A 24,990-nucleotide genomic window follows, 5' to 3' on the forward strand; every position below is an offset into this window, starting at 1 on the left:
GGGCGTCCTTTTTGCTATGATAGTCGTGAATGTCTCCTATCGTCGGTGCGGAACCCGCAGACCGATCGATGGGAGATGTTCGTGTGTTACGACGCTGACGCCCGCCCGCCGCGTGCTTCTGAGGCCGCCGCCGAGGTCGAGGCCGGCCCCGTCGTCCTCGAGTCCGCCGACGGCACCCGCTTCGCCGGGTTCCTGGCGACACCGGCCGTCCACCGCGGATCCGGGGTGCTCGTCCTGCCCGACAACCGTGGCCTGTCCGGCTTCTACGAGCAGCTGGCGACGCACCTCGCCCGGCACGGGCACGCCGCGCTCGCCATCGACTACTTCGGCCGCACCGCCGGGCTCGACCACGCCGCCCGCGGCGACGACTGGGGCGACCTGGCGAACCTGATGCCGCACCTGGCGAAGCTGCGCGAGGAGGAGCTGTTCGCCGACTTCACCGCCGCGCTCGACCACCTGCGCCGGACCGCGGGTTCCGTGGTGTCGCTGGGATTCTGCGTCGGCGGGCGGTTCGCGTTCCTCACCGCCGCGGCGCGCTTCGGCCTCGCCGGCGCGATCGGCCTCTACGGCATGCCCGGCGTCCTGCTCGGCCGGCCCGGGCCCACGCAGCGGGCAGCCGAGCTCGTCGCGCCGATCCTCGGCCTGTTCGGCGGGGGCGACGAGGGCATCGGCGCGGACGAGGTCGACGCGTTCGACGCGGCGCTGACCACGCACGGGGTGCCGCACGAGATCACCGTGTACCCGGGCGCACCGCACGGCTTCTTCGACGAGCAGCTGCCCGGGTTCGCCGACGCGCAGGACGACGCCTGGCGACGCATCCTCGCCTTCATCGACGAGCACGCGGCCCCGGATACAGCGCGGCGTGCAGGGCCGGGCCGAACACCCGCCGCACCTGCGCCGGCGGCAGCGCCGCGATCGACCGGACCGGCTGCAGGTAGCGGGTGAAGATCAGGCCGCCGATGACACCGACCGCGGCGGTGGCCCGCTCCGTGGCGTCCGGGCCGCCGAGAAATTCAGCGACGCGGACGCGTAGGTCACAGTCCAGGTAGTCGCGCAGCACCCGCATCGTCGCGTCGTCCAGCGCGGCGACGCGGTGCTCGGCAGGGTCGGTCGCGTCCCACAGGGCCGTGACGGCGGTCAGCAGCCGGTCGGCGAGCCCGGCCCGGTCGCCGCGCAACGCCCCGTCCAACGCCGCCGGCTCCACGCACAGCAGCTCCAGGGACTGGCCGAACAGGCCCTGCTTGGAGCCGAAGTGGTAGCTGATGAGCGCCTGGTCGACCCCGGCCGCGGCGGCGACCGCGCGGACGGTCGTGCCCCGGTAGCCATGCCGCAGGAACAGCTCACGCGCGGCCGCCGCGATCCGCGCCTTGGTGTCCGGGCGGCCGCGCGGACGGCCCCGGGATTTATTCAGCACGGTTGAATATTGCGCCGGGGAAACGGCACCGTCAAACGCATGCGAACCGTCATCTTCGGCGCCGCCGGTTCCACCGGCCGCCACCTCGTCGAGCAGGCCCTCACCGCCGGGCACGACGTCACCGCCGTCAGCCGCCGCCCCGGCACCCTCCCGCCGCGCCCGCGGCTCACCGTCGTCACCGGCGACGTCCTGGACCCCGGCACCGCCGAGCGGGCCGTCGCCGGCGCCGACGCGGTCCTGTCCACGCTCGGCACCGCGCTGACCCGGCAACCCGTCACCATGTACTCCCAGGCCGCCGCGAACATCGTCGCGGCGATGCACCGGCACGGCGTGAAACGGCTCCTGGCGGTCAGCTCCAGCGTCATGGACCCCACGTGGCGGCCGACCGGCGAACGCTTCTTCAACACCGTCATGGACCCGCTGTTCAACCGCAGGATGGGCCGCACCGTCCACGACGACATGCGCCGCATGGAGGCGCTCGTGCGCGACAGCGAGCTGGACTGGACCCTGGTCCGGCCGTCGGGGCTGTTCGACCACCCGGCCGTCACCCGGTTCACGGTCGCGCAGGACGTCGCCGACGGGCTGTTCACGGCGCGCCCGGACCTCGCCGCCAGCATGGTCGCGCACGTGGCCGACGACCGGTTCGTGCGCCGCGCGATGGCGGTCATCACGACCGACGTGCGCCCCAGCATCGTCGGCCTGATCTGGCGGGAGGCGGTGGCCGGCAACCGCAAGCAGCGGCCGGCCGCCGGGTGATCATTCGCTGGACAGGGCGGCGTGAACGGAGGAGACCGCGCTCGCGCCGTCGCCGACGGCCGAGGCCACCCGCTTGGTCGAGCCCGAGCGGAGGTCACCGATCGCGAAGACCCGGGCGGCGCTGGTCTGGAACGGCAGCCGTCCGGCGGGCAGCCGGCTGTCGGTCAGGACGAAGCCGTCGCTGTCCAGGGCCAGCCCGGAGAGCCAGCCCGACACCGGGTCGGCGCCGATGAAACAGAACACGGCGGCGCAGTCCAGCCGGAACCGGTGGCCGTTGGGACGCTCGGCGACGATCGACGTGAGGGTGTCGTTGCCGGCGAGTTCGCGGATCGTGCTGCCGGCGTGGAACCGGATCCGGGGGTGCGCCCGGATCCGGTCCGTCAGGTAGGACGACATGCGGGATTCGAGGGTGGCGCCGCGGAGGATCAGTTCCACCGTCGCGCCGCGGGCGGCAAGGGACAGGGCCGCCTGGCCGGCCGAGTTGGCGCCGCCGATGACCGCCACCGGCTGGTTGTCGTAGGTGCGGACATCCAGGTCCGTCGCCGCGTAGCGGATGCAGCCGGACTGCTCGAACGCCGCCCATCGGGGGACGTCCAGGCGGCGGTAGTGCGCCCCGGTGGCGGCGATCACCGCGCGGGTCTGGATGCGTTGGCCGTCGTCCAGCAGGACGGCCGGCCCGCCGGCGTCGGCGAGGTCGAGGCCGGCCACCGTGCACGGTGCGTGGATGCGGACGCCGAACTTGAGCGCCTGGACCATCGCCAGGCGGGTCAGGTCGTCGCCGCTGATGCCGTGCGGGAAGCCCAGGTAGTTCTCGATCCGGGCGCTCTTGGCGGCCTGCCCGCCGATCCCGCTGCGGTCCAGGAGCACGGTGGCGAGGCCCTCGGACGCCCCGTAGACGGCGGCGGCCAGCCCGGCCGGGCCGGCGCCCACGACGACGAGGTCGACCGGGCGCCGGCCGGGCCGGTAGGTGAGGCCGAGCGCCTGCGCGACCGTGCCGGGCGTCGCGTTGCGCAGCGCCGACCCGTGGACCACCGCGGCCGGCAGGTCGTTGGGTGTCAGCCCGGCCGCGGTCATCGTCGAGCGCCCGGCGGGGGAGTCCGGGTCGTGCCAGGAGTGCGGCAGGAGCATCTGGGCCGCGTACGTGCGCAGGTGCAGCGCCGGCGCGCCGTCCCGCCGGCCGACGACGACCAGGGCGCTGCCGGCCGTCGTACGGAAGACGTCACGCCGCTCCCGGAACGCGGCGAGGAGCAGGTCGGCGATGTCGTCCTGCTCGGCGAGGGCCCGGCGCAACGTCGTCGCACTGATACGGACCACGGTGCCGGCGGTGACCACCCGGGCGGTCAGGTAGACGTGCTGACCGGTCAGCAGGTTGAGCTCGCCGAGGAAGTCACCGGGACCGCCCCGGTAGATCAGCCGCGACGGCTCGACGGCTGTGACGTCCCGGACGATGTCGACGGTTGCGGTCAGGAGCAGGAAGAAGTCGTACGACTCGTCGCCGGGCACGTACAGGGCCTGGCCGGTCTCGACGTGCTCCGCGGCCCCGTACGTGGCGAGGCGGCGGAACTGCTCGTCGGTCAGCACCGGTCCGCGCGGCGCCGCCACGCCGGTCACGTGGCCAGGCCCGGGACGGGCGCCGGCTGCATCCGGGCGACGGTCGTCACGTAGAGGAGCAGGCCCGCGGCGGTCATGACGAAGCCGGCCCACACGGTGGACAGCGTGCCCCATCCGGCGTCGAGCGTGACGGCGCCGCCGATCGCGCCGAGCGCGTTGGCCAGGTTGAGCGCGGCCAGGTTGAGCGCGCCTTTCAAGGTCGGCGCGCCGGGTGCGAGCCGGGTCAGCCGGACCTGGATGGTGGGGATCGCGGCCATCATGGTGGCGCCGACGCCGAACAGGCAGGGCAGCAGGACCGCCAGGTTGGCGCCGGCGACGCCGATCAGTGTGAGGAGCAGCAGGGCGCCGCCGTACCCCCAGAGCAGACCGCTGTGCTCGTGCCGGTCGGCGACGCGCCCGCCGACATGATTGCCGACGGCCATCCCGACGCCGAAGACCGCGAGGGCGATCGGGATGAACGAGGCGTCCCGCCGCGCCGCGTCGGTGACGAACGGGCCAATGAACGTGTAGACGGCGAAGATGCTGGAGATGCCGAGCGCCGCGACGGCAACCATCAGCCAGACACCCCGCCGGCGCAGGGCGTCCAGCTCGTTGGCGATGGACCGGCCGCGCAGGTCCTCGGTCCGCGGCAGCCACGCCACCAGGGCGGCGCCGGCGAGCAGGCCGATGCCGACGACGGTCCAGTACAGGGTGCGCCAGCCGGCGTGCTGGCCGATGAGCGTGCTCAGCGGTGACCCGACGATGGCGGCGACCGTGAGCCCGCTCATCACCGTCGCGAACGCCCGGCCGCCCTTGCCCGGCCCGTACACGTATGCGGCGACGACGGCACCGGCGCCGAAGAACGCGCCCTGGACGCTGCCGGCGACGAACCGGAAGACGACGAGCAGCGCGATGTCCGGCGCCAGCGCGGACAGCACGTTGCCGAGCAGGAACAGCACGATCAGGCCGAGCAGCAGGGTGCGCCGGTTGATCCTGGCGGCGAGCAGGACGATCGCCGGCGAGCCGAGCATCACCCCGACGGCGTACGCCGTGATCGCGTGGGTCGCGACCGGGATCGACACGGACAGCTCGGCGGCGAACAGCTGAATGATGCCGTTGCTGCCGAACTCGCCCGTGCCGATCGCGAAGGTGCCCAGCGCCAACGCGAACAGCGCCAGCCGCGGGTTGCGGATCGGTGTGGTGGCGGCGGTGTGCCGCCGCTCCTCGGTGGCGCACTGGTGCTCATACGCGCGTTGATGCATGGGATCGTCCTCAGCCGGTAGGTGTCCGCGCCGGCGCGGGACGCGGGTCGGGCACGGCAGGCGGGTCCTCGGCCTCGCGGAAGCCGTGGCGGTCGTAGAAGCGTTTCAGCGGTGCCGGCGCCCACCAGTTCGCGGTCCCGAGCAGCCGCATCGTCGCCGGCACCAGCAGTGCCCGCACGATCGTGGCGTCCACCAGGACCGCGATGAGCAGGGCCACCCCGATCAGCTTGATGAACGTGATCCCGGAGATGGAGAACAGCCCGATGACGACGAGGATGAGCAGGGCGGCGCTGGTGATGATCCGGCCGCTGCGCTGCAGCCCGACCGCGACCGCGTGGGTGTTGTCGCCGGTGCGGTCGTACTCCTCACGGATCCGGGACATGAGGAAGACCTCGTAGTCCATCGACAGCCCGAAGACGACCGCGAGCACGAGGATCGGTTGGGTCGCCTCCAACGTGCCGGTGGAGGTGAAGCGCAACAGGCCCGACAGGTGGCCGTCCTGGAAGATCAGCACCAGCGCGCCGAACGACGCACCGAGCGACAGGACGTTCATCAGGATCGCCTTGACCGGCAGGATCAGCGAGCCGAAGGCGAGGAACAGCAGGACGAACGTCGCACCGATGATGATCAGCGCCATCCACGGCAGCCGGTCGGCGACGGCGTCGAGCTGGTCGGCCAGCCGGGCGGTCAGGCCGCCGACGAGCACCTCGCCGCCGGGCGGCGGCGGGACGGCGCGGATGTGGCCGACCAGCTCGCGGGTCTCCGCCGAGATCGGGTCGCTCTGATACGTGACGGTCACCCGGAACACGTCACCGGACCGGCCGGTGATGTCGGCTCCGGTCACCCCGTCGACCGCGCGCACCGCCCCGACGTACCCCTCGATGCTGGCCGGGTCCGGCGCGGTGACGATCGCCTCGATCGGCAGCTGGCTGTTCTGGACGAAGTCCCGGTCGACGGTCTCGGTGACCACGCGGCTCTCGGTGCCCGCCGGGAGCACCCGCGGGTCGATGCCGCCGAACTCGACGCGCAGGAACGGCGCACCGGCCAGCAGCAGCACCGCCAGCACCCCGACCGCGTAGAGCACGGGCCGGCGCATGATGCTGTGCGCGAGGCGATACCAGAAGCCGGCCGCGGGGTCGCGTCGCATCGCCGGCGGGCGCCGGCGCACGGACAGCGCGTCGACGTTGCGGCCGAGGACGCCGAGCAGCGCGGGCAGCACGGTCAGCGCCGAGATCATGGCCACCAGCACCGCGGACAGCCCGCCGAGTCCCATCGAGCGCAGGAACGGCATCGGGAAGATCAGCAACCCGGCCAGGGACACCGCGACGGTGACGCCGGAGATCGCCACGGTACGGCCGGCGGTCGCCATCGTGCGGGCCACCGCCTCCTCCACGCCGAAGCCACGGGCGAGCTCCTCGCGGAACCGGCCGACCATGAACAGGCCGTAGTCGATCGCCAGGCCCAGCCCGAGAATCGTCACCACGTTGATGGAGAACACCGACACGTCGGTCAGGTAGGTCATGACGCGCAGCGCGGTGAACGCGCCCATGATGGCCAGACCGCCGATCGCCAGTGGCAGGCTCGCCGCGGCCACGCTGCCGAAGACGAGCACCAGCAGCGCCAGCAGCACCGGGATGGAGATCGTCTCGGCCAGGGCGATGTCCGCCGTGACCCGGTCGCGGATGTCGCGGCTGACCGCGGTGATGCCGCCGACCTGGGTCTCGAGGCCGGGTGCGGCCAGGTCGTCCTCGATCTCCTCCAGCGCCTGCCCGCGCTCGGTCTCGTCGGCGCCGGCCAGGGTCAGCACCGCGTAGGTCGCCCGCCGGTCGTGGCTGACCAGGCCCGGGCTCTGGTTTGTGCTCCAGTAGGTGACCGTCGCGGTCACCTGCCCGTCGGGCAGCGCCGCCAGGGTGTCGGTCACGGCCCGCTGGAACGCGGGGTCGTCGACCGTCATGGTCGGGCTGCGGTAGAGGACCACGACGTTGTTGCCGGTGCGTCCCAACGTCTCCTCGGCGCGGACGACGGCACGGGAGCTTTCGCCGGCCGGGTCCTCGAACCCCTCCGTGATCAGTGCGCCGAACACCTGGGTACCCCAGCCGCCGCCGAACGCCATGAAGGCCAGCGCGGCGCCGATGATCCACCACCTGCGGCGGACCATCGTCCGCCCCCACCGCTCGAACATCGCAGTCCCCTACCCGTCGTCAGCGCGCGGCGCGCGTGATGAGCTCGGCCGTCGCGGCCGGCTGCGAGATCATCGCGACGTGCGAGGCGTTCACCTCGACGACGCGGGCCTGGGCCCGCTGCGCCATGAACCGTTGTGCCGCAACGGGAATCACCTGATCGTTGCGGGCGGCGAGGTACCAGGAGGGGACCGTGCTCCAGGCCGGCGCGCCGGACAGCTCCTCGAACACGCCCACGTGCAGCGGCCGCTGGCTCGCCTGCATCAGGGCGGCTTCCTTCTTCGGCACGTCGCCGGCGAACGCGTCCCGGAAGAGCTCCTTCTTGATGTAGGCGTCGGCGCCCGTGCTGTGCGGACGGTAGTCCAGGGCCTCCGGGGTCAGCTTGCTGCCCGGGAACCGGTACTGCAGGCCGGGCAGCGTGTCACCCGCGTCGGGGGCGAACGCCGCCACGTACACCAGGGCGGTGACGTTCGCGTTGCCGGTCGCGGCGTTCGTGATGACCATGCCGCCGTAGGAGTGCGCGGCGAGCACCAGCGGGCCGCCGAGGGTGGCGAGGACACTGGCGAGGTAGGCGGCGTCGGCGGCGACGCCGCGCAGCGGGATCGCCGGGGCGATGACCGGGTAGCCGTCGTTGAGGAGCCGGGCGGCCACGCCGTTCCAGCCGGACGCGTCAGCGAAGGCGCCGTGCACGAGCACCACCGTGGGTTTCGGTTTTCCGCCGGGCCGGGTGTGGGCCTGCGCCGCCGAGACCCCGGTCAGGGCACCGGTGGCCACCGCGGCGGAGCCTGCCAGCAGCGTTCTGCGAGTCGTCGTCATTGAGGTAACCCTTTCCAAACGTGTTGGTTGCAGTGTTGGTTGCAGCCGTGAATTGCGGTCAGCGTAGAAACGCGCACTTGACGAGCGCTGAATGACGACGGACGCCCGATTCACAAACAGTTCCGTCGCCGTCAAGCGCGCCGACCTAGCGTGCGGGCATGACATCGATGAAGAGCGAAACTGCCAGGAAGTGGGGCCTGCGGGTCCATGTGCTCTGTTACGTGGTGGCCAACGTGGTGCAGGTGATCGTGTGGTGGTTGTTCGACTCGGACCACCATTTCTGGCCGGTGTGGTCGATCGTGGCCTGGGGCATCGGGCTGGCGTTCCACGTCTGGGGCGTCTCGCCGTCCAAGGTCAGCCACCGGTACTGATCCGGTGTCCTTCCTTCTGGAGTTCGTGCGCGACCCCCTGACGGTCGGCGCGATCGCACCGAGCGGTGCCGCGCTGGCCAGGGTGGCGACGGCCGCGGTGCCCCGGACCGGTTCCCCCGTCGTGGTGGAGCTGGGCCCGGGCACCGGGGCCTTCACCCACGCCATCCAGCGCCGTCTCGCCGGACGTGGCCTGCACATCGCGGTGGAGGTCAACCCGCGCTTCGCGCGGCACCTGGACGCCCTGCATCCGGGGGTCGACGTGGTGATCGCGGACGCGACCGACCTCGCGGCGGTGCTGGCGCAGCGCGGGATCAGCCAGGCCGACGTCGTGGTCAGCGGCCTGCCGTGGGCCGCGTTCGCCGAGCACCGTCAGCGCGACGTGCTGTCCGCGGTGGTCGCCGCGCTGCCGCCGCACGGCGTGTTCACCACGTTCGCCTACCTGCATTCGCGGTGGCTCCCACCCGCGCGGCGGCTGCTCATGTCCCTGCGGTCACGGTTCGACGAGGTCGTCGTCAGCCGCACCGAGTGGGCCAACGTCCCGCCCGCGCTGGTGTACTACTGCCGCCGTCCCATCACCTGAGTTCAGCGAGGAACTGCTCGGCGCGGCGGGCGAAGAGGTGGGTCGCCCGCCCGGCGGACCAGGCGCGGGCGTCCTCCGCGGCGGCCCGGACGGCGTCGACGGGCGCCCCGCCGGCGTGCAGCACGCGCGCCCGCAGCAGCCGGATGAGCCCCTCGGCGTAGCGCTGGCCGTGGGCCTCCAGGGCCCGCTCCGCGCGGTCGAGGGCGGTGCGGGCCGCGTCCGGCCTGCCGGCGGCCAGCCACATCTCGGCGATCAGCCCGTTGTGGTACGCGATGCCCCACCGGGGCGGGTCGGTGAGCGTCGCGGCCAGGAGCTGCTCGGCCTCCACCGTGGTGGCGGCCGGGTCGTCGCCGGTGAGGGCACGGGCCCAGAACCAGTTCAGCCGCACGTAGTGCTCCTGCTGGACGGCACTGCGGCCGGTGCCCATAGCCATCCATCGTTCGATCGTGCGTAGCACCCAGTCCGCGTCACCGGCCATGGAGGCGATGATGGTGATGTAGTAGGCCCAGGTCGCGACCCCGTACGGGTCGGTGGGCCCGTTCCACTCGTCGATCATGGTGCCCGCCGTCTCGACGTCACCGTGCATCGCGGTCACGACGGCCCGCCATCCTGGCCACTCGCCGGAGACGTCCTGCCGGACCGTCGTCTCGCTCCGCGGGGAGACGTCACCGTGCAGCAGGGCGGGGTCGTTGTCGATGAAGTACCGGTACGCCTCGCCGATGTTGCCGATGTCCCACTGGTGCAGACCCCAGGCCTGCCGGCCGTACACGCGCAGGATCGGGTTGCCGGACGCCTCGCCCTGCTCATACAGCCGCCGGACCAGATGCGCGCGGTCCGGCTCGAGGAAGGTGTAGGCCCCGAACAGCCGGGCGAAGAGCAGGCCGGCGGCCTCGACGTCCCGGCCGAGCTGACGGGCCAGCAATTCGGCCCGCTCCAGCAGGTCGAAGGTGGTGCCGCCGAACCCGGCCTGCCGGCGCGGGGCGATGGCGAGCAGCGCGAGCGCGGACAGCTCCAGCTCCGGCAGCCCGGCCGTCCGTGCGATCTGCGCGGCCGTTTCCAGGTGCCGGTCGGCGGCCGCGAACGCGAGCTTGCGCGTCGCGCGCCGGCCGGCGCGCTTGAGCGCCTCCACGGTGCGTACCGGGTCGGCGAGCGGGCCGGCGGCCCACAGGTGGTAGGCGAGGCGCTCGGGGACGGAGTCGTCGTCCGCGAGGTCTTCCCCGAGCGCGTCCGCGACGCGCAGGTGCAGCCGGCTCACCCGCTGCGGCGCCGTCGTCTCGGTGACGGACTCGCGCACCAGGTCGTGCGCGAACCGCAGCGAGAACGGGTCCTCGGGCCTGGTTTCGAGCAGGCCGAGCGCGTGCAGGGGTTCGAGGCGTTCGAGACAGCCTGCGACGTCCGCCTCGGCGACGCGGGCGAGCAGGCCGAGGTGGACGTCGCGGCCGATGAGCGCGGCGATCTGCAGCAGGTCGCGGGCGCTGTCGTCGAGGCCGGCCATCCGGCCGCGGACGACGTCCCGCACTCCCGCCGGCACCCCCGCCTGCACCCCAGCCCCGCCCTCGGCGAGGGCACCGCGGTCGCTGAGGAACCGGGACAGTTCCCGGACGTAGAACGGGTTGCCGGCGGTGCGGTCGTGGATGGTGCGGGCGGTGTCGGCGCCGGGCTCGTGGCCGGCTTCGCGGCGGATGAGCTCGGTGACGTCGGCCAGGCCGAGCGGGCCGAGCCGGATCCGGCGGTGGATGGGCAGCCGGCTGGCGTCGGCCAGCACCCGCGACAGGTCGGAGCCGGGAGTGGGCGCGCGGTCCCGGAGGGCGCCGATGACCGCGGTGCCGACCGGCAGCCGGCCCGCCAAGTGGCCGAACAGCTGGAGCGAGGCGGTGTCGCCCCATTGCAGATCGTCCAGGACGAGCAGCACCGGCTGTTCCGCCGCGGCCTGCCCGACGACGGTGACGACCTGCTCGAACAGGCGGAACTGGGCGCGGCCGCCGGCCACCACCGGCCCGCCGTCGTCGTGCCGCGATTCGAGGAGGCCGCCGAGCTCGCTGGCCAGCCACTTCTCGCGCGCCGGCGCCGGGAGGCTGTCGAGGACGGCGGTGAGCGCCTGCTCCCACGGCCACATCGCGGGCGTACCGTCGCCTTCCAGGCACGAAGCCCACACGACGCGCGCACCGCGCCGGCCCGCCTCGGCCGCGGCCTCCTCCACCAGGCGGGTCTTGCCCACGCCCGGTTCGCCCTCGACGATGACGAGCCCCGTGCCGCCGGTCAGCGCCGCCTGCACGGCCTGCCGCAGGGCGGCGAGTTCTTCTCCCCGGCCGACCAGACCGGTCCGTTGCTTCGGTACGGCGTCGCCGCCGCCTGCCTCGAACGGCGACGTGGGGGTCTGTGTCAGCACCCGCAGGTATGCCGCCTGCAGGGCCGGGCCGGGGTCGATGCCGAGCTCGTCGGCCAGCCGGTCCCGGAACGTGCGGAACGCCGACAGTGCTTCGGCCTGGCGCCCGGCGGCGCCGAGCGTGGCGATGAAGCCGGCCTGCACGGGTTCGTGGAACGGCGCGGTCTTCGTGGCCAGTTGCAGCGCCGGCAGCACCAGCTCCGGCCGGCCCAGCGACACGGCCAGGTCGGCCGCGGTCGTGCAGGCGGCACGGAACTCGTCGTCGAGCGCGGCGAAGACGGCCATCGCGGCCGTTTCGTGGGTGAACCCGTCGACCACGGGGCCCTGCCAGAGGCCGAGCGCGTCGACGTAGTGCTCGAGCGCCCGTTCGTGCTGACCCTGCGCCAGCGCCGCCTCGGCGGCCTCGACGAGCTCCCGGAAGGCGAGCAGGTCCAGCGTGCCCGGGCCGGCGCTGAACAGGTACGCGTTGCCGCGGCGTTGCAGGTACGCGCCGGTTTCCCGGGCCGGGACGTCGGGTTCGAGCAGGCGCCGCAGGGCTCCGATGTACTTCTGGATCACGTTGAGCGCACTCGTCGGCGCGTCCTCGCCCCAGATGAGGCCGATCAGCTCGCTCGTCGTGACCGGGTGGCCCACCCGGGCCAGCAGCAGGGCCAGCAGATACGCCTGCTGCCGGGGTCCGACGTCCAGCTCGGCGCCGTCGCGCCACACCCGCAACGGACCGAGCATCCGCAGGCGCAGGCCGTCGTTGCCGGCGTTCATCCGGACTCGACCGTGCCCGGTCCGCCGGAAACGGCCTGCAGCACCTGGCGACGGGTGACCAGCAGGCCGAACCCGAACGCCGCGAAGTGCATGAGGATGCCGTACACCACGCCGGGGACGGCCATCTCGGCACTGTTCAGCAGCGCCGGGCTCAGCGCGACCGTCACGGCGATCGCGGTGTTGTGGACGCCGATCTCGAACCCGGAGGCGATGGCCGCGCGGTGGTCGACGCCCGCGAGCCGCGGCGCGCAGTAACCGATCAGCAGGCTGACGAGGTTGAAGGTCACCGCGGCTCCGCCGACCGAGACCAGGTAGTCCGCGACGTTGGCCCGCTCCGCGTACACCACGAGGGAGATGACCGCGACCAGGACCACCACCGACAGCATCCGGACCGGGCGGTTGAGCCGCTGCGCGACCTCGGGCGCTCGCGCGCGCACGAGCATGCCGATCGCGACCGGCACGAGCACCATCAGGAACACCTGCAGCACCTTGCCGAACTGCAGCCCGAGGGCGCCCCGGTCGGGCAGGAAGTACGCGGCCGACAGGTTCACCACGATCGGCAGCGTGAACACGATCAGCGCCGTGTTGACCGCGGTGAGCGTGACGTTCAACGCGACGTGCCCACCGAACAGGTGGCTGTACAGATTCGCGGTGGGGCCACCCGGCGACGCCGCGACCAGCATCAGCCCGACCGCCAGCTCCGACGGCAGCCGGAACGCGAGCACCAGGCCGAAGCAGATCACGGGGAGCAGCACGAGCTGGCACACCAGGACCACCACGACCGCCCGCGAATGCCGGCCGACCCGCCGGAAGTCCTCGACCGTCAGGCTGAGACCCAACCCGAGCATCACGACAAAAAGGGCAACGGGCAGACTGGCAGAGATCAACGCGGAGCCCACGCTGCATTTTTGTCCGGTACGCCACGCCCGGTCAAGGGCCGTCGCGGGCCCGTCGGGCCGCCTCGACCGGCCGCGCGACGCGCTCTCAGTCGCGCGTTCTCAGTCGGCGGACGCCGGTTCGGCGCGTCGGGGCGTGAAGAAGCGGACGATGTCTTCCGCCGCGGTGGGGGACAGCATCATCGTCTGGACCCGTTCGGACATTTCGGCGATCGGGTGGATCCTGGTGAACATCGCCTCCTCGTACGCCCGGATCGCCGAGTCCGGATCGGCGGGGTTGGCGGCGAGGTGGCCGGCGAGTTCGGCGGCGTCGAGCATGGCCTGGTTGGCGCCCTCGCCGACCGGCGGCATGAGGTGCGCGGCGTCGCCGAGGAGGGTGACGCCCGGCCGGCCGGTCCAGTGCGTGCCGGTGGGCATCGCCTCGATCAGGCGCGGCGCCGGCGCGCCGTCGCCGGCCTCGATGAGCGCGGTGAGCCGTGGGTCCCAGGCACCGAACAGGTCCAGCAGCCCGCGCTTGCTGCGGTATGTGTCGACGGAGCGGTCTTCCGCGCGCAGTGAGATCCCGACCCGCAGGCTGCCGTCGCCGAGGCGCTGCGCCGCCAGGATCTGGCGCACGCCGATGCACCACAGGTTTCCCGGGCCGACCAGCTCGGCGAGCTCGGGGTGGCGCCGGTCGACGTCCTCGATGCCCAGCTCCACGAGGATGGCCACAGCGGACAGCTCGACGTCGGTCAGCAGCGGCCGGACGACCGAGCGCGCGCCGTCCGCGCCGACGAGGATGTCGCAGCCGGTCCGCCGGCCGTCGTGGAACGTCAGTTCCCAGCCCCCGCCGGGTCGCGGGGTGGCCGCGGCAAGCCGGTGCCGCCAGGCGACCGTGTCGCCGGGGAGGGAGTCGAGCAGCAGGTCACGCAGTGCGCTGCGGTCGATCTCGGGACGTCCGGAGAACGAGCCGGGTTGCGGCCGATGGTGCACCAGGGTCCGTCCGGACGGGTCGAGGATGCGATGTTCCTCGCCCTCGGGCCGCGCCTGCGACTGGAACCGGGCGGCGAGACCGGCCGCGGCCAGGGCCTGCTGCCCGGACTCCGGGTGCAGGTCGAGCGAGCCGCCCTGTGGCCGCGCGGATCGGCTCGCCTCGCGCTCGTACACCACCGCGTCGATGCCGTGCCGGTGCAGGATCCGGGCCAGCGTCAGCCCGCCGAGGCCGCCGCCGGCAATCGCGATTCGCATGCTCACTCCCGTTACCGTACACTGTATTTGTGGATACACCGTACGGTAGCGAACCGCTGCCCGTTTGGGAACGGCCCGAACCCCAGCCGCGGGCGGCGCCGGTGCCGTTGAGCCGCGAGAAGATCGCCGCCACCGCGATCCGGCTGGCCGACGCGCACGGCCTCGACGGCCTGTCGGTCCGCAAGATCGCCAAGGAGCTCGGCGTCGCCCCGATGCGGCTCTACGACTACGTGCTCAACCGCTCCGAACTGCTCGATCTGATGGTCGACGTCGTCTACGCCCGGATCGCCGAGGTCGGCCGGCACCCCACGTGGCGCGCCACGGTGCTGGCCATCGCCCACGCGACCCGTGACGCCGCCCTCGCTCACGAGTGGTTTGCCGACCTGCTCGGCGGAAGGCCACACCTGGGACCGCACGCGCTCGCCGTGGGCGAGGCGACCGCGGCAGCGCTGAGCCAGGCACCCGGCGTGCACGGCATCGACGATCTCCAGCGGGCCGTGGGCGCCCTCAACGCCTTCATCATCGGATCGATCCGCCGAGAGGTCACCGAGCGGCGCACCGCCCGTTCCACCGGCACCGACGAGGCCGCCTGGCAGGCCGCCCTCGGTCCCTATCTCACCCGCATGCTGCAGACCGGCAGGTATCCCACCATCGCCCGGCTCGTCATCGACGGCGCTCACCTCAACGCCGAGGAAACCTTCGACCACAACCTGACCACCGTCCTGGACGGCATCACCGGCCACCCCCACACGTGACCGTGACCGCGCTCGTCCCAACGGGGTACGGTCGCAGCGATCGGATCTTCGGGGGAGCGCATCCGTCGCTCGGCCCAGGGCTACGGAGGGCGAGGCAATGACCACGCTGTATGAATTCGCCGGCGGAGACGAGGCGCTGCACCGCCTGGAAGAACTGTTCTACACCAAGGTGCTCGAGGACCCCGTGCTGCGCAGCGTGTTCCCCGCTCGCCGGCCGAACCATGTCGAGCACCTCACGTGGTTCACCGCCGAGTCCTTCGGCGGCCCGGACAGGTTCACCACCGGCCCGGGATTCCAGTACCTGATCGACGTCCACCGCCACCTGAAGATCACCGACGAGCAGCGGGAACGGTTCGTCGTCCTCTACCTCGAAGCGATCGATGAAGCCGGCCTACCGGACGATGACGCCTTCCGCACGGCCGTGCGCGAGCACCTCGAGTTCGGCGCCCACGTGGCCCAGCAGAACTCACATGCCGAGACCGATGACCAGCTGCACCCGATCCGTGAGGTCCCCGCCTGGACCTGGCCGCGCCAGTCCGAGACCTGACCGGTGGGTGCGGAATCGGATCGACAGGGCACGGGAGCGCCTGTCATGATCGGCCGGTGACCGCCAACGTTGCCGCCGCGACCTGGTCGCTGCACGGAACGGCGCTCGGCGAGACGTGGTTCTTCCGGCCGCCGAGGTGCTGACGGCCATCGGTGACGGCGAGGCGTGGCAGGCGGTCACCGCCGCCCAGTTCGCCGGTCAGGGCTCGTGGGGCAACGGCGCCGCGATGCGCGTCGCCCCGCTCGGCGCGTGGTTCGCCGACGACCTCGACCGGGTCGTCGAGCAGGCGGCCCTGTCCGCGGCGGTCACGCACGCGCATCCCGAGGCGACCGCCGGCGCCGTCGCGGTGGGCGTCGCCGCCGCGCTGACGGTGCGGCAGGTGCCGGCAGAGGATCTGCTGCCGCAGGTGGCCGCCCGCACGCCGGACAGCGAGGTCGCCGCTCGGCTCCGCCGGCTGTCCCGCCGGCCGTTTTCCCGGCAACCGCAGTGGATCGCCGGCGAGGTCGGCTGCGGGGCACTCATCTCCGCCCTCGACACCGTGCCGTACGCGATCTGGTGCGCCGCCCGGCACCTGGACAGCCTCGTCGAGGCGCTGTGGGCGACCGTCAGCGCCGGCGGCGACATGGACACCACCTGCGCCATCGTCGGCGGCATCGTCGCCGCCCGCACCGGCCTGGACGCGGTGCCCGGCGAGTGGGTCGACGCCCGCGAACCGCTCCCAGCCGGGTAGCGACCGACCGCGGTCGATCCCGATGACGACGGGTCGCCCCGGCTAGACTGCCGGATCCAGCAGGGAACGGCGATGCCAACGGGGGCGGCGATGAGCAACGACGATCGGATCGACCGGGCCAGGAAGGTCTACCGGCAGGCGGTGTACGGCGGCGACACCAGCGCACTGGCCGAGGCCGAGCGGGGGCTGGACGCGGTCGAGGCCGATGCGGCGCTGGCACGTGGGCTGATCCTGCACGCCCGGTTCCAGAACGCGCCCGCCGACGCCGGTTCGCCGCCCGCCGAGGACCCCGCTGAACTGCCGTTGTTCGAGCGCGCCCTTGAGCTGTACCAGGCGCTGGGCGACCCGCGCGGCGAGGCCGAGGCACTGTTCTGGATCGGCTGCCTCCACCAGTTCATCCGGCGCGACGACGAGACCGCGGTGCCGTTCCTGGAGCGGTCCTGCCAACTGGCGGCGCAGACCGGCGACCGGCCGACCCGGTCCGAGGCGCTGCGGCACCTGGGCATCGCGGCCCACAAGGCCGGCCGGCTGGACGAGGCGCGCGAGCACCTGGAGGAGTCGTCCCGGCTGCGCCGCGAGTTCGGCGCCCTGCCGGGCGTGGCCTCCAACATGATCGGCCTGGCCTACATCGCCGCCGCCCAGGACCGCCGCGCGGACGCGCTCGCCACCCTCGACGAGGCGCACGCCATCGCCCACGCGCACGACGCCCACGCCATCGTGCGGCACATCGAGCAGGCGAGGACGCAGCTCTGAGCCTGCGGCCGTCGTACGATGCGTCGTGTACCTGCCGGGATTCTCGGACCTGTTTCAGCCTCCGCTGGAGCCGGCCGGCATGACGCCCATGCGGGGCTTCCCTGGGAGATGCTGCCGGAGGACCCGGAGCACCTGCTGATCGCGCTCCCGGCCGTCGGGGACCAGGACCCACCCACCCGCGTGCGCCGCGCGGTCGTACGGTCGCTGCGGGCCGTTGGCGCCACCCACGGCATCACCAAGCTGGCCGACGACCTCCTGCAGCACCGCGCGTGCATTCTCCTGCAGTAGCGCGACATCCGCGGCGCCGCCGGCGCACCTCGGTGAGGTGGAGCAGCCCGCTTGTGACGCGGTCAGGTGAAGGAGTCGAGGGCTTCGCGGATCAGGGTCCGCATGGTGTCGCTGCCGGTGTGGCCGGAGTCCTCGACGATCGTGAGGGTGGCGTCCGGCCAGCGTTCCGCGAGGTGCCAGGCCGTCTCCAAAGGGCTGCTGATGTCGAAGCGGCCGTGGAGCAGTACACCTCGGATGCCGGCGAGCCGTCCCGCCTCGCGGAGCAGGATGCCTTCCTCCAGCCACGCCGCGTGGGCGAAATAGTGGGTGCAGATGCGGACCATGGCGAGCTTCGCGTCGTCGGGGCGGCCGCGGTACGCGTCGGGCACGCCGTTCGGTTCGAGCGACACCGCGGTGTCCTCCCAGGTGCACCAGGCGTCGGCGGTCGCAGCACGCACGGCGGGGTCGGGGGAGTTCATCAGCCGGGCGTAGGCGGCGACCAGGTCGCCGTCGAACGGCGCGGCGAAGTCGCGGAACGCGGCCCACTGCGCGGGGAAGAACCGGCCGATGCCCTCGTAGAGCCAGGAGATCTCGCGGCGGCGGGTGGACGTCACGCCGTCGATGACGATGCCGGCCACGCGGTGCGGGTGACGTTCGGCGTAGGCGAGGATCAGCGTCGAGCCCCATGAGCCGCCGAACAGCAGCCACCGGTCGATGCCGAGGTGCTCGCGGAGTCGCTCCATGTCGGCGATGAGGTGTTCGGTGGTGTTGTGCCGCAGGTCCGCGTCCAGCCTCGACGCGTGCGGGGTGCTGCGGCCGCAGTTGCGCTGGTCAAACTGCACGATCCGGTAGCGGTCCGGGTTGAAGTAGCGGCGGGTGCGTGGGGTGCAGCCGGAGCCGGGGCCGCCGTGCACGACCACGGCGGGCAGGCCGGTGGGGTTGCCGGCGACGTCCCAGTGCACGAGGTTGCCGTCGCCGACGTCGAGCATGCCCTCGTCGTGCGGGTCGATGAGCGGGTACATGCCGAGCAGAATACAACAGCGCTGTTATATTAGTGCTGTGACATTCCTCGGCAGCCGGCTGCGGCACCTGCTCGAACTGCTCGACGGCGACGTCGCCGCGGTCTACGGCGACCTCGGCCTGCCCGAGATCCGGCCCAGGTTCGCGCCGGTCGTGCGCGTCCTCGCGCAACAGGGCCCGCGCACGATCCGGGACCTGGCCGCGGCGATCGGGGTGACCCACTCCGCGGCCAGCCAGACCGTCGCGGAGATGACCCGCCAGGACCTCGTCCGCCTCGAGCCCGGTGCCGACGCCCGGCAGCGCATCGTGCACCTCACCGACCGGGCCGCGCGGCTGCTCCCGGTCATCGAGGCGGAGATGGCGGCCACCGTCGCCGCCGCCGAGGGGCTCGACGCGGAGCTGCCGTATCCGTTGAGCCGCCTCGTCGAGGAGGCCATTGCCACCCTCGAACACCGCCCGATGCGCGATCGGATCGGCGCTGTGGTGGTAGGCAAGGAGATGTGACAGCCGACTACCCGAAGATGATCGTGCCGGTCGACCACACCGAACCGGTGCCGCGCCGGGTGCGGGCCGTGCTCAACGGCCGGACCGTCCTGGACACCACCCGCGCCGTGTACCTGTGGGAGTGGCCGAGCTACCCGCAGTACTACATCCCGGCCGACGACCTCGACCCGGCCGCGGTCGTCGACGAGGACCACGTACAGCAGCTCAAACGGGGCAGCGCCCGCCGCATCGGGCTGCGGGTCGGGGACCAGGACCGCCCCGCCGCCGGCCGGATCTACACCGACGGCCCGGTCGAGGGCCTCGCCCGCCTCGAATGGGACTCCCTCGACGCGTGGTACGAGGAGGACGAGCAGGTGTTCGTCCACCCGCGTAACCCGTACAGCCGCGTCGACGCGCTGCGCTCCACCCGTACCGTGCGGATCTCCGTCGACGGCGTGGTCCTCGCCGAGTCGTCCTCGCCGGTGCTGGTCTTCGAGACCGGTCTGCCGACGCGGTATTACCTCAACCGGACCGACGTCGACTTCACTCACCTGGTGGCGTCACCCACGCGGACCTCGTGCCCGTACAAGGGGCGCACCACCGGCTACTGGTCCGTGCGGGCCGGCGAGACCGTGCACGAGGACCTCGCGTGGGCCTACGACTTCCCGACCGCGGCGCTGCTGCCGATCGCGGGCCTGATCAGCTTCTACAACGAGAAGGTCGACGTGCACCTGGACGGCCGGCTGCTCGACCGCCCGGTGACGCCGTTCTCGTAGCGGCGGTCAGCTGGCGGCCGCGGCCTGCGCCTGCCACATGGTGACGAGGACCCCGAGGACGAACACCTGCACGGGCAGCGGCACGCCGGGAAGGTCGACGGCGACGTCGCTGCCCCACATGCTGGTCCTGCGCACCGAGCCGACCTTCCGGCCGTCCGAATACAGGTCCTGCGCGTGGCCCCACGCCGAGGCCCGCTGGAACTGATACGTCACCGCGCCGGCGGTCACGGTCCACCGCTTGCGGCCGACCCGGTCCGCGGCGGCGACGACACCACCGGCCTTGTCCAGCATGGAGAAGCGGCTGCCCCACGCGTTGCCACGGACCTGAAACGCCTGCCCCGCCACGTTGAGGTCACCGCCGCTGCGCCACAGCGACCCGTCCCAGTTCGCGACCAGGTGACCGTCCTGGCTCACCTCGTACCGCGTCCGCCAGACACTTGTCCGCTTCGCGACCAACATGCCCCGACGGTAGCCCCGCCTGGCAATGTTGCGTCGATTTGCGGTGGTCGCGCCCGCACGGGGTACCAGGCAGGGGTGACGAAACGTGTGGTCGTGACCGGTGCCTCCGGGTTCATCGGGTCGCATCTGGCCAGTGCCCTGACCGACGAGGGCTACGAGGTGCGGGCGATGACCCGCCACCCCGACCGCTACGACGGGGCGGGCACGCCCGTGCAGGGCGACGTGTTCGACCCCGACAGCATCGCCAAGGCCCTGCACGGCGCCGACGCGGCCTACTACCTGGTGCACTCCCTGGACTCCGACGACTTTGAGGCCAAGGACGCCGCGGCCGCCCGCACGTTCGCCGCGGCCGCCGCCGACGCGGGGCTGGAACGCATCGTCTACCTCGGCGGGCTCGGCGCCGACGACGGCGAACTGTCCGCGCACCTGCGCTCCCGCCGCACCGTCGAACGCATCCTGCGGGAAGGCCCGGTGCCGGTCACCGCGCTGCGGGCCGCGGTCGTCATCGGCGCCGGCGGCATCAGCTGGGAGATCACCCGGCAGCTCGTCGAGAAGCTGCCGGCGATGCTCACCCCACGGTGGGTGGAAACCCGCACCCAGCCGATCGCCCTGCCCGACGTGATCCGTTATCTGGTCGGGGTCCTCGAACCCGTCGAGGCCCGTGGCAGGGTCTTCGAGATCGGCGGGCCCGAGGTGCTGCGCTACATCGACATGCTGACGCGGGCGGCGGCGGTACAGGGGGAGACACTGACCAATGTGACCGTCCCGCTGCTCACCCCACGCCTGTCGTCGTCGTGGCTGGCCCTCGTCACCGACGTCGACCTGACCACCGCGCGTAACCTCGTCGACTCGCTCAGCACCGAAGTCGTCGTCCACGACCACAGCATCGAGACCGTCGTGCCCGGCCCGACGATCGGCTACGACGACGCGGTCCGGCTGGCCCTGCGGCAATGAGGTGTCTGCTCGGCTCGGCGTTCATCGACCGGGTGCCCCGCGACCACACCCAGTCCGCCAGCGCGTTCCGGCGGCGCCGGATCGTGGCCGCGGTGACCCTGGTCGTCGGCGCAGTGCTGCTCGGGGTGTCGCTGTCGATCCGGCCCGGCGACGCGCTGTTCTATCCGATGACTCTCGCGGTCGCCGCCACCTGGGTCGCTGGGGCGCTGCTGTCCGGGCCGCTGCACCTCGGGCGCATCCCGTTCCGCGGCACCCTGCGCCGCCCCGTCGCCACCCCGATCATCACCGGCCTGCTCGCCGGCGCGGTCTTCGTCGCCGGTGCCCTGATCGTGCGGGAGATCCCGCCGCTGCGCGCCTACACCGACGACGTGCTCGACCACGCCCGCTACGGCTCGATCGTCCTCATCACGATCGTCACCCTCGCCAACGGCGCCGCCGAGGAGCTCTTCTTCCGGGGTGCCCTGTTCGCCGCCATCGGGCGGAGGCTGCCGGTGACCATCTCCACCGCCGTCTACGCCATCGTCACCGTCGCCACCGGCAACCCGATGCTCGTCTTCGCCGCCGTGCTCCTCGGCGTGATCCTGGGCCTGCAACGCCGCGCGTCCGGCGGCGTCCTCGCCCCGGTCCTCACCCACGTCACCTGGTCCACGGTCATGCTGTTCGCCCTGCCCCCGCTGATCGCGAACTGACCTGCCTGGGCCTTCCGGGCCGGCCCGCCACCGCGTCCGGGTGCCTCACATGCGGGCGCGCAGGACGTCGAACTCGCAGCCCGGTGAGGACGGGTCGAAGCCGTGCTCGACCAGCCAGCGGACGGCCAGCAGGCTCCGCAGCGACCACCAGGCGTGGACGACGTCGACGTCGACGTCGGTGCCGTAGCCGGCCAGGACGTCGTCGAGGTGCTCCTCGTGTCCGAGGGTCAGGCTGGCGAGGTCATACAGGCCGTCGCCCTGGCACGCCTCGGACCAGTCGATCACGCCGGTGACCTCGTCACCTTCGACGAACACGTGGGTGATCTGCAGGTCGCCGTGGGCGAACACCGGTGGCCGCGGCTTCAGCGCGGCCACGGCGATCTGACGGTTGCGCGTGACCAGGTCGGCGGGAAGGACGCTGTTCGTGACGAGCCACTCGCATTCGCGTTCGAGGTCGGCTGCGACGGTGTCGAGGCTCCTGCCGGGCCATGGCGGCAGCGGCGCGTCGTGCAGCTTCCGCACCGCCGCGCCGGCCGCTGCCCACGCCGCCGGCGACGCGGGCGACGGCTCGCCGAGGCGGCCCAGCGCCGTGCCCCGGACCGCGGCGATCGCGAGCACGGGCGGCTTGCGCCACAGGACCTCCGGCGTCGGGATCGGGGCCAGTGCCATCGCCTCGACCTCGACGTCGATGCGCGCCTGATCCGCGTCGATCTTCAGGAACACGTCGCCGACGCGGAGCGTCGCGCGCTCGTCATGGGCGACGACGACCTCGACCTTGTCCACGCCGGCCAGTATCGCGGAGACGATCACCGGCGTCACCCGGTTTGTCCTCGCCTGGCTTTCTGGCGCCTGGCTTTCTGGCACCTGGCTTTCTGGCGCCTGGCTTTCTCGCGCCCGGCTTTCTCGCGCCCGGCACAGCGCGGGGCGGTCAGTGACCGAATGCGTCGGAGTCGGCGCCGGCGGCGTCACCCTGGTCCAACGCGCTGAGCGAGGCCACCTCGTCGGCGGACAGGGAGAAGTCGAAGACGTCGAGGTTCTGCCCGAGCCGGACCGGGTCACTGGACTTGGGCACGGCGGTCAGCCCGAGCTCCAGGTGCCACCGGAGCACGACCTGCGCCGGGGTCCGGCCGTGCCGCTCGGCCAGTTCGACGACGGCCGGCGCGCGCAGGACGTCGTTGCGCTGCCCGCCGATCGGCGACCACGACTGGGTGACGATCCCGTGCCGGGCGTGGTAGGCGCGGGCGGACTCGCGGGTCACGGTCGGGCTGAGCTGGATCTGGTTGACGTCGGGCACGACACCCGTCTCGGCGATGATGCGCTCCAGGTGGGCGGGCTTGAAGTTCGACGTGCCGATCGCGCGCACGCGGCCGCCTTCGAGCAGCCGGACCAGGCCCTGCCAGGCCTGCACGTACCGGTCCTGCTGCGGGTTGGGCCAGTGGACGAGCAGCAGGTCGACGTAGTCGAGGCCGAGCCGGTCGGCGCTGCGCTCGCACGCCTCGGCGGCCAGTTCGACCCCGTGCCAGCGTTTGTTGAACTTGGTCGTGACGAACAACTCGTCGCGCGGCACCCCGGAGGCTTTGAGCCCGCGGCCGACGCCGCGCTCGTTGCCGTAGTTCTCCGCGGTGTCCACGAGCCGGTAGCCCAACTCGATCGCGGTGGCGACGGCCGCCTCGGCCGCATCATCGTCCATCGGCGACGTGCCCAGCCCGAGGCGGGGCATCTCGGCACCGTGCAGCAGCGTGACTGTGGGCGCAGGAGTCAAGGTCATGGCTCCATCCAACCCCACCGCGGCGACGCCCTCCTCCGGCGGGTCGGCGGCGCGACCTGTGGACCGCGCACGGTCACACCCGAATCCCTCCTTCTACACCGCTGCCCCACCCGGCGCAACGGCGCGCCGGGAGCACCCGAAGCATCGCGCCGAGACACGCTGGCCACCCCTCCGGACACACCGGTACCGGCGCCGAAACTTTCAGACCGCCGCGGCGGATCCGGGCCCGCCAGGACCGTCGCGCCGAGGTGAAACACCTGGTCAGACCGGCTTTCGGCTTTCGAAATTCATTGACGCCGGAGTGCTGCCGAACAACACTGCGGCCATCGACGAGAGTCGACCTCGATGCTCGAAAGGACGCAGGCATGAACGACGTTCCCGCACATTCCACGCGCCGCGGGCGCCGCCGCGGAAGGCTGCTCATCGCCGGCGCCTGCGCCGTTGTGATCGCCGCGGCCTCGGCCGCCCTGACCGGCACGGCGCACGCCGAGGCCGACCGGACCGTCACCTCGAACACGACCGGCACCCACAACGGCTACTTCTTCTCGTACTGGAAGGACAACGGCAACGTCAACATGACGCTGGGCAACGCCGGCTCGTACAGCGTCCAGTGGAACAACATCAACAACACCGTCGTCGGCAAGGGCTGGAAGCCCGGCTCCAGCCACACGGTGAACTACTCCGGCACGTTCAGCGTCAACGGCAACGGCTACCTGGCGCTGTACGGCTGGACCACCAACCCGCTCATCGAGTACTACGTCGTGGAGAACTTCGGCAACTACAACCCGAGCACCGGCGCGCAGCGGCTCGGCTCGGTCACCACCGACGGCAGCACCTACGACATCTACCGCACCCAGCGCGTCAACCAGCCTTCCATCATCGGCAACGCGACGTTCTGGCAGTACTGGAGCGTGCGGCAGCAGAAGCGGACCGGCGGCACCATCACCACCGCCAACCACTTCAACGCGTGGGCGAGCCTCGGGCTGAACCTCGGCTCGCACGACTACCAGATCCTCGCCACCGAGGGCTACCAGAGCAGCGGCAGCTCCAGCATCACGGTCAGCGAAGGCCCCGGCCCCGGCCCCACGTCGTCGTCGCCGCGGCCCAGCTCGCCGGGCCCGTCGAGCCCGCCGCCGGGCGGCGGCACCGCGGCGTGCCAGGTCACCAACGCGCTCAACCCCTGGAACACCGGGCTCACCGACAACATCACCATCACGAACACGGGCACGACCGCCATCAACGGCTGGTCACTGCGGTTCAACCTCGCCTCCGGGCAGACGATCACCTCCGGCTGGAACGCCACGTACTCGCCGAGCAGCGGTCAGGTGACCGCGACCAACGCCAGCTACAACGGCGCCATCCCGCCGGGCGGCTCGACGACGATCGGCTTCCAGGCCAACCACACCGGCAACACCGCCGCACCGAGCGGGTTCACGCTCAACGGCGCCACCTGCCGCTGACCGGCCGGGGGGCGCGGCGGGTCCCGGTGGACCACGGACCCCCCGGCCCCCGCGACCCGCACGCACGCCAGCCCGGGAGCACCCACAACGAC

At 72.3% G+C, this 24,990-nt stretch carries 26 protein-coding genes; 14 read left to right on the top strand and 12 right to left on the bottom strand.

Going from position 1 to position 24,990, the window contains the following annotated elements:
* The first annotated feature begins 45 nt into the window (after positions 1-45).
* On the top strand, positions 46-945 hold the full coding sequence (locus AB0K00_RS43445) for a dienelactone hydrolase family protein (RefSeq protein ID WP_363534068.1): 900 nt from the start codon (positions 46-48) through the stop codon (positions 943-945).
* Here AB0K00_RS43445 and AB0K00_RS43450 read toward each other — a convergent pair.
* On the bottom strand, positions 827-1,414 hold the full coding sequence (locus AB0K00_RS43450; protein WP_363534071.1) for a TetR family transcriptional regulator: 588 nt from the start codon (positions 1,412-1,414) through the stop codon (positions 827-829). The two genes, AB0K00_RS43445 and AB0K00_RS43450, sit on opposite strands and share 119 nt — an antisense overlap.
* A gap of 39 nt (positions 1,415-1,453) precedes the next feature.
* Here AB0K00_RS43450 and AB0K00_RS43455 point away from each other — a divergent pair, with 39 nt between their 5' ends.
* Complete coding sequence (locus tag AB0K00_RS43455) at positions 1,454-2,170, top strand: NAD(P)H-binding protein (RefSeq protein ID WP_363534073.1); 717 nt, start codon at positions 1,454-1,456, stop codon at positions 2,168-2,170.
* On the opposite strand, the gene AB0K00_RS43460 is transcribed toward AB0K00_RS43455, so the two are convergent.
* From AB0K00_RS43460 to AB0K00_RS43475, 4 genes are read right to left on the bottom strand one after another with little or no spacing between them, the layout of a single operon-like run.
* Entirely contained in the window at positions 2,171-3,772 is a 1,602-nt protein-coding gene (locus AB0K00_RS43460; RefSeq protein ID WP_363534076.1) for an FAD-dependent oxidoreductase, read from the bottom strand.
* Between the two features lie 5 nt (positions 3,773-3,777).
* A complete protein-coding gene (locus AB0K00_RS43465) occupies positions 3,778-5,022 on the bottom strand; it encodes an MFS transporter (protein WP_363534079.1) in 1,245 nt (414 codons plus the stop codon).
* Positions 5,023-5,032: 10 nt separating this feature from the next.
* Positions 5,033-7,204, bottom strand: a complete 2,172-nt coding sequence (locus tag AB0K00_RS43470) for an MMPL family transporter (RefSeq protein WP_363534081.1) — start codon at positions 7,202-7,204, stop codon at positions 5,033-5,035.
* A 19-nt stretch (positions 7,205-7,223) separates the two neighbouring features.
* The gene (locus AB0K00_RS43475) at positions 7,224-8,018 is read right to left on the bottom strand and encodes an alpha/beta hydrolase (protein WP_363534084.1); all 795 of its coding nucleotides are present in this window, start codon (positions 8,016-8,018) and stop codon (positions 7,224-7,226) included.
* Positions 8,019-8,176: 158 nt separating this feature from the next.
* Between AB0K00_RS43475 and AB0K00_RS43480 the strand changes: the two genes are divergently transcribed.
* Together AB0K00_RS43480 and AB0K00_RS43485 are read left to right on the top strand one after the other, a co-directional pair.
* Positions 8,177-8,389 (top strand): 2TM domain-containing protein, encoded by a 213-nt coding sequence (locus AB0K00_RS43480; protein ID WP_363534086.1) that lies wholly within the window; start codon positions 8,177-8,179, stop codon positions 8,387-8,389.
* 4 nt (positions 8,390-8,393) lie between these two features.
* Positions 8,394-8,969, top strand: a complete 576-nt coding sequence (locus tag AB0K00_RS43485; RefSeq protein ID WP_363534089.1) for an SAM-dependent methyltransferase — start codon at positions 8,394-8,396, stop codon at positions 8,967-8,969.
* Here the strand turns inward: AB0K00_RS43485 and AB0K00_RS43490 are convergent.
* From AB0K00_RS43490 to AB0K00_RS43500, 3 genes are all read right to left on the bottom strand, one after another.
* Positions 8,962-12,114, bottom strand: coding sequence for a BTAD domain-containing putative transcriptional regulator (locus AB0K00_RS43490; RefSeq protein ID WP_363534091.1), 3,153 nt, complete (start codon positions 12,112-12,114; stop codon positions 8,962-8,964). The genes AB0K00_RS43485 and AB0K00_RS43490 overlap by 8 nt on opposite strands.
* Positions 12,111-13,013, bottom strand: coding sequence for a bile acid:sodium symporter family protein (locus AB0K00_RS43495; protein WP_363534094.1), 903 nt, complete (start codon positions 13,011-13,013; stop codon positions 12,111-12,113). Before AB0K00_RS43495 ends, AB0K00_RS43490 begins: the two co-directional genes overlap by 4 nt.
* 99 nt (positions 13,014-13,112) lie before the next feature.
* Positions 13,113-14,237 (bottom strand): FAD-dependent monooxygenase, encoded by a 1,125-nt coding sequence (locus AB0K00_RS43500; protein WP_363534097.1) that lies wholly within the window; start codon positions 14,235-14,237, stop codon positions 13,113-13,115.
* A gap of 29 nt (positions 14,238-14,266) precedes the next feature.
* On the opposite strand from AB0K00_RS43500, the gene AB0K00_RS43505 reads away from it, so the two are divergent.
* The 5 genes from AB0K00_RS43505 to AB0K00_RS43525 all read left to right on the top strand — a co-directional run bounded on the left by AB0K00_RS43505 (position 14,267) and on the right by AB0K00_RS43525 (position 17,310).
* Positions 14,267-14,992: a TetR/AcrR family transcriptional regulator C-terminal domain-containing protein gene (locus AB0K00_RS43505; RefSeq protein WP_363534100.1), complete on the top strand. Its 726-nt coding sequence runs from the start codon at positions 14,267-14,269 to the stop codon at positions 14,990-14,992.
* Positions 14,993-15,089: 97 nt separating this feature from the next.
* The gene (locus tag AB0K00_RS43510) at positions 15,090-15,539 is read left to right on the top strand and encodes a group II truncated hemoglobin (protein WP_363534103.1); all 450 of its coding nucleotides are present in this window, start codon (positions 15,090-15,092) and stop codon (positions 15,537-15,539) included.
* Between the two features lie 115 nt (positions 15,540-15,654).
* Positions 15,655-16,269 (top strand): ADP-ribosylglycohydrolase family protein, encoded by a 615-nt coding sequence (locus tag AB0K00_RS43515; protein ID WP_363534106.1) that lies wholly within the window; start codon positions 15,655-15,657, stop codon positions 16,267-16,269.
* A gap of 90 nt (positions 16,270-16,359) precedes the next feature.
* Positions 16,360-17,022, top strand: a complete 663-nt coding sequence (locus AB0K00_RS43520) for a tetratricopeptide repeat protein (protein ID WP_363534109.1) — start codon at positions 16,360-16,362, stop codon at positions 17,020-17,022.
* Positions 17,023-17,130: 108 nt separating this feature from the next.
* Positions 17,131-17,310 carry a hypothetical protein gene (locus AB0K00_RS43525; RefSeq protein WP_363534112.1) on the top strand — a complete coding sequence of 60 codons (180 nt, stop codon included), beginning with the start codon at positions 17,131-17,133 and terminating at the stop codon, positions 17,308-17,310.
* 62 nt (positions 17,311-17,372) lie between these two features.
* Here the strand turns inward: AB0K00_RS43525 and pip are convergent, their stop codons facing one another.
* On the bottom strand, positions 17,373-18,311 hold the full coding sequence (pip, locus tag AB0K00_RS43530; protein WP_363534115.1) for a prolyl aminopeptidase: 939 nt from the start codon (positions 18,309-18,311) through the stop codon (positions 17,373-17,375).
* Positions 18,312-18,348: 37 nt separating this feature from the next.
* Here pip and AB0K00_RS43535 point away from each other — a divergent pair, with 37 nt between their 5' ends.
* Positions 18,349-18,813 carry a helix-turn-helix domain-containing protein gene (locus tag AB0K00_RS43535; RefSeq protein WP_363534118.1) on the top strand — a complete coding sequence of 155 codons (465 nt, stop codon included), beginning with the start codon at positions 18,349-18,351 and terminating at the stop codon, positions 18,811-18,813.
* Positions 18,810-19,568 (top strand): DUF427 domain-containing protein, encoded by a 759-nt coding sequence (locus tag AB0K00_RS43540; RefSeq protein WP_363534121.1) that lies wholly within the window; start codon positions 18,810-18,812, stop codon positions 19,566-19,568. The genes AB0K00_RS43535 and AB0K00_RS43540 overlap by 4 nt, the downstream gene beginning before the upstream one ends.
* Before the next feature lie 6 nt (positions 19,569-19,574).
* On the opposite strand, the gene AB0K00_RS43545 is transcribed toward AB0K00_RS43540, so the two are convergent.
* Entirely contained in the window at positions 19,575-20,027 is a 453-nt protein-coding gene (locus tag AB0K00_RS43545) for a hypothetical protein (RefSeq protein WP_363534124.1), read from the bottom strand.
* Between the two features lie 75 nt (positions 20,028-20,102).
* On the opposite strand from AB0K00_RS43545, the gene AB0K00_RS43550 reads away from it, so the two are divergent.
* Both AB0K00_RS43550 and AB0K00_RS43555 read left to right on the top strand, forming a co-directional pair.
* Positions 20,103-20,981: an NAD(P)H-binding protein gene (locus AB0K00_RS43550; protein WP_363534127.1), complete on the top strand. Its 879-nt coding sequence runs from the start codon at positions 20,103-20,105 to the stop codon at positions 20,979-20,981.
* Positions 20,978-21,670 carry a CPBP family intramembrane glutamic endopeptidase gene (locus AB0K00_RS43555; RefSeq protein WP_363534130.1) on the top strand — a complete coding sequence of 231 codons (693 nt, stop codon included), beginning with the start codon at positions 20,978-20,980 and terminating at the stop codon, positions 21,668-21,670. The genes AB0K00_RS43550 and AB0K00_RS43555 overlap by 4 nt, the downstream gene beginning before the upstream one ends.
* A gap of 45 nt (positions 21,671-21,715) precedes the next feature.
* On the opposite strand, the gene AB0K00_RS43560 is transcribed toward AB0K00_RS43555, so the two are convergent.
* Both AB0K00_RS43560 and AB0K00_RS43565 read right to left on the bottom strand, forming a co-directional pair.
* Positions 21,716-22,489 carry an aminoglycoside phosphotransferase family protein gene (locus AB0K00_RS43560; RefSeq protein ID WP_363534133.1) on the bottom strand — a complete coding sequence of 258 codons (774 nt, stop codon included), beginning with the start codon at positions 22,487-22,489 and terminating at the stop codon, positions 21,716-21,718.
* A 109-nt stretch (positions 22,490-22,598) separates the two neighbouring features.
* Positions 22,599-23,438 (bottom strand): aldo/keto reductase, encoded by an 840-nt coding sequence (locus tag AB0K00_RS43565; protein ID WP_363534136.1) that lies wholly within the window; start codon positions 23,436-23,438, stop codon positions 22,599-22,601.
* Positions 23,439-23,803: 365 nt separating this feature from the next.
* Between AB0K00_RS43565 and AB0K00_RS43570 the strand changes: the two genes are divergently transcribed.
* Positions 23,804-24,898: a glycoside hydrolase family 11 protein gene (locus tag AB0K00_RS43570; RefSeq protein WP_363534139.1), complete on the top strand. Its 1,095-nt coding sequence runs from the start codon at positions 23,804-23,806 to the stop codon at positions 24,896-24,898.
* Positions 24,899-24,990: the final 92 nt, after the last annotated feature.

Source organism: Dactylosporangium sp. NPDC049525, from assembly GCF_040676755.1.
Lineage (GTDB): Bacteria > Actinomycetota > Actinomycetes > Mycobacteriales > Micromonosporaceae > Dactylosporangium.

Excerpts from the sequence above, each read along its gene's own strand:
- AB0K00_RS43455 (WP_363534073.1), top strand. The coding sequence starts at position 1,454 with ATGCGAACCGTCATCTTCGGCGCCGCCGGTTCCACCGGCCGCCACCTC.
- AB0K00_RS43465 (WP_363534079.1), bottom strand. The coding sequence starts at position 5,022 with ATGCATCAACGCGCGTATGAGCACCAGTGCGCCACCGAGGAGCGGCGG.
- AB0K00_RS43470 (WP_363534081.1), bottom strand. The coding sequence starts at position 7,204 with ATGTTCGAGCGGTGGGGGCGGACGATGGTCCGCCGCAGGTGGTGGATC.
- AB0K00_RS43475 (WP_363534084.1), bottom strand. The coding sequence starts at position 8,018 with ATGACGACGACTCGCAGAACGCTGCTGGCAGGCTCCGCCGCGGTGGCC.
- AB0K00_RS43480 (WP_363534086.1), top strand. The coding sequence starts at position 8,177 with ATGACATCGATGAAGAGCGAAACTGCCAGGAAGTGGGGCCTGCGGGTC.
- AB0K00_RS43490 (WP_363534091.1), bottom strand. The coding sequence starts at position 12,114 with ATGAACGCCGGCAACGACGGCCTGCGCCTGCGGATGCTCGGTCCGTTG.
- AB0K00_RS43500 (WP_363534097.1), bottom strand. The coding sequence starts at position 14,237 with ATGCGAATCGCGATTGCCGGCGGCGGCCTCGGCGGGCTGACGCTGGCC.
- AB0K00_RS43510 (WP_363534103.1), top strand. The coding sequence starts at position 15,090 with ATGACCACGCTGTATGAATTCGCCGGCGGAGACGAGGCGCTGCACCGC.
- AB0K00_RS43520 (WP_363534109.1), top strand. The coding sequence starts at position 16,360 with ATGAGCAACGACGATCGGATCGACCGGGCCAGGAAGGTCTACCGGCAG.
- AB0K00_RS43525 (WP_363534112.1), top strand. The coding sequence starts at position 17,131 with ATGCTGCCGGAGGACCCGGAGCACCTGCTGATCGCGCTCCCGGCCGTC.
- pip (WP_363534115.1), bottom strand. The coding sequence starts at position 18,311 with ATGTACCCGCTCATCGACCCGCACGACGAGGGCATGCTCGACGTCGGC.
- AB0K00_RS43545 (WP_363534124.1), bottom strand. The coding sequence starts at position 20,027 with ATGTTGGTCGCGAAGCGGACAAGTGTCTGGCGGACGCGGTACGAGGTG.
- AB0K00_RS43555 (WP_363534130.1), top strand. The coding sequence starts at position 20,978 with ATGAGGTGTCTGCTCGGCTCGGCGTTCATCGACCGGGTGCCCCGCGAC.
- AB0K00_RS43565 (WP_363534136.1), bottom strand. The coding sequence starts at position 23,438 with ATGACCTTGACTCCTGCGCCCACAGTCACGCTGCTGCACGGTGCCGAG.
- AB0K00_RS43570 (WP_363534139.1), top strand. The coding sequence starts at position 23,804 with ATGAACGACGTTCCCGCACATTCCACGCGCCGCGGGCGCCGCCGCGGA.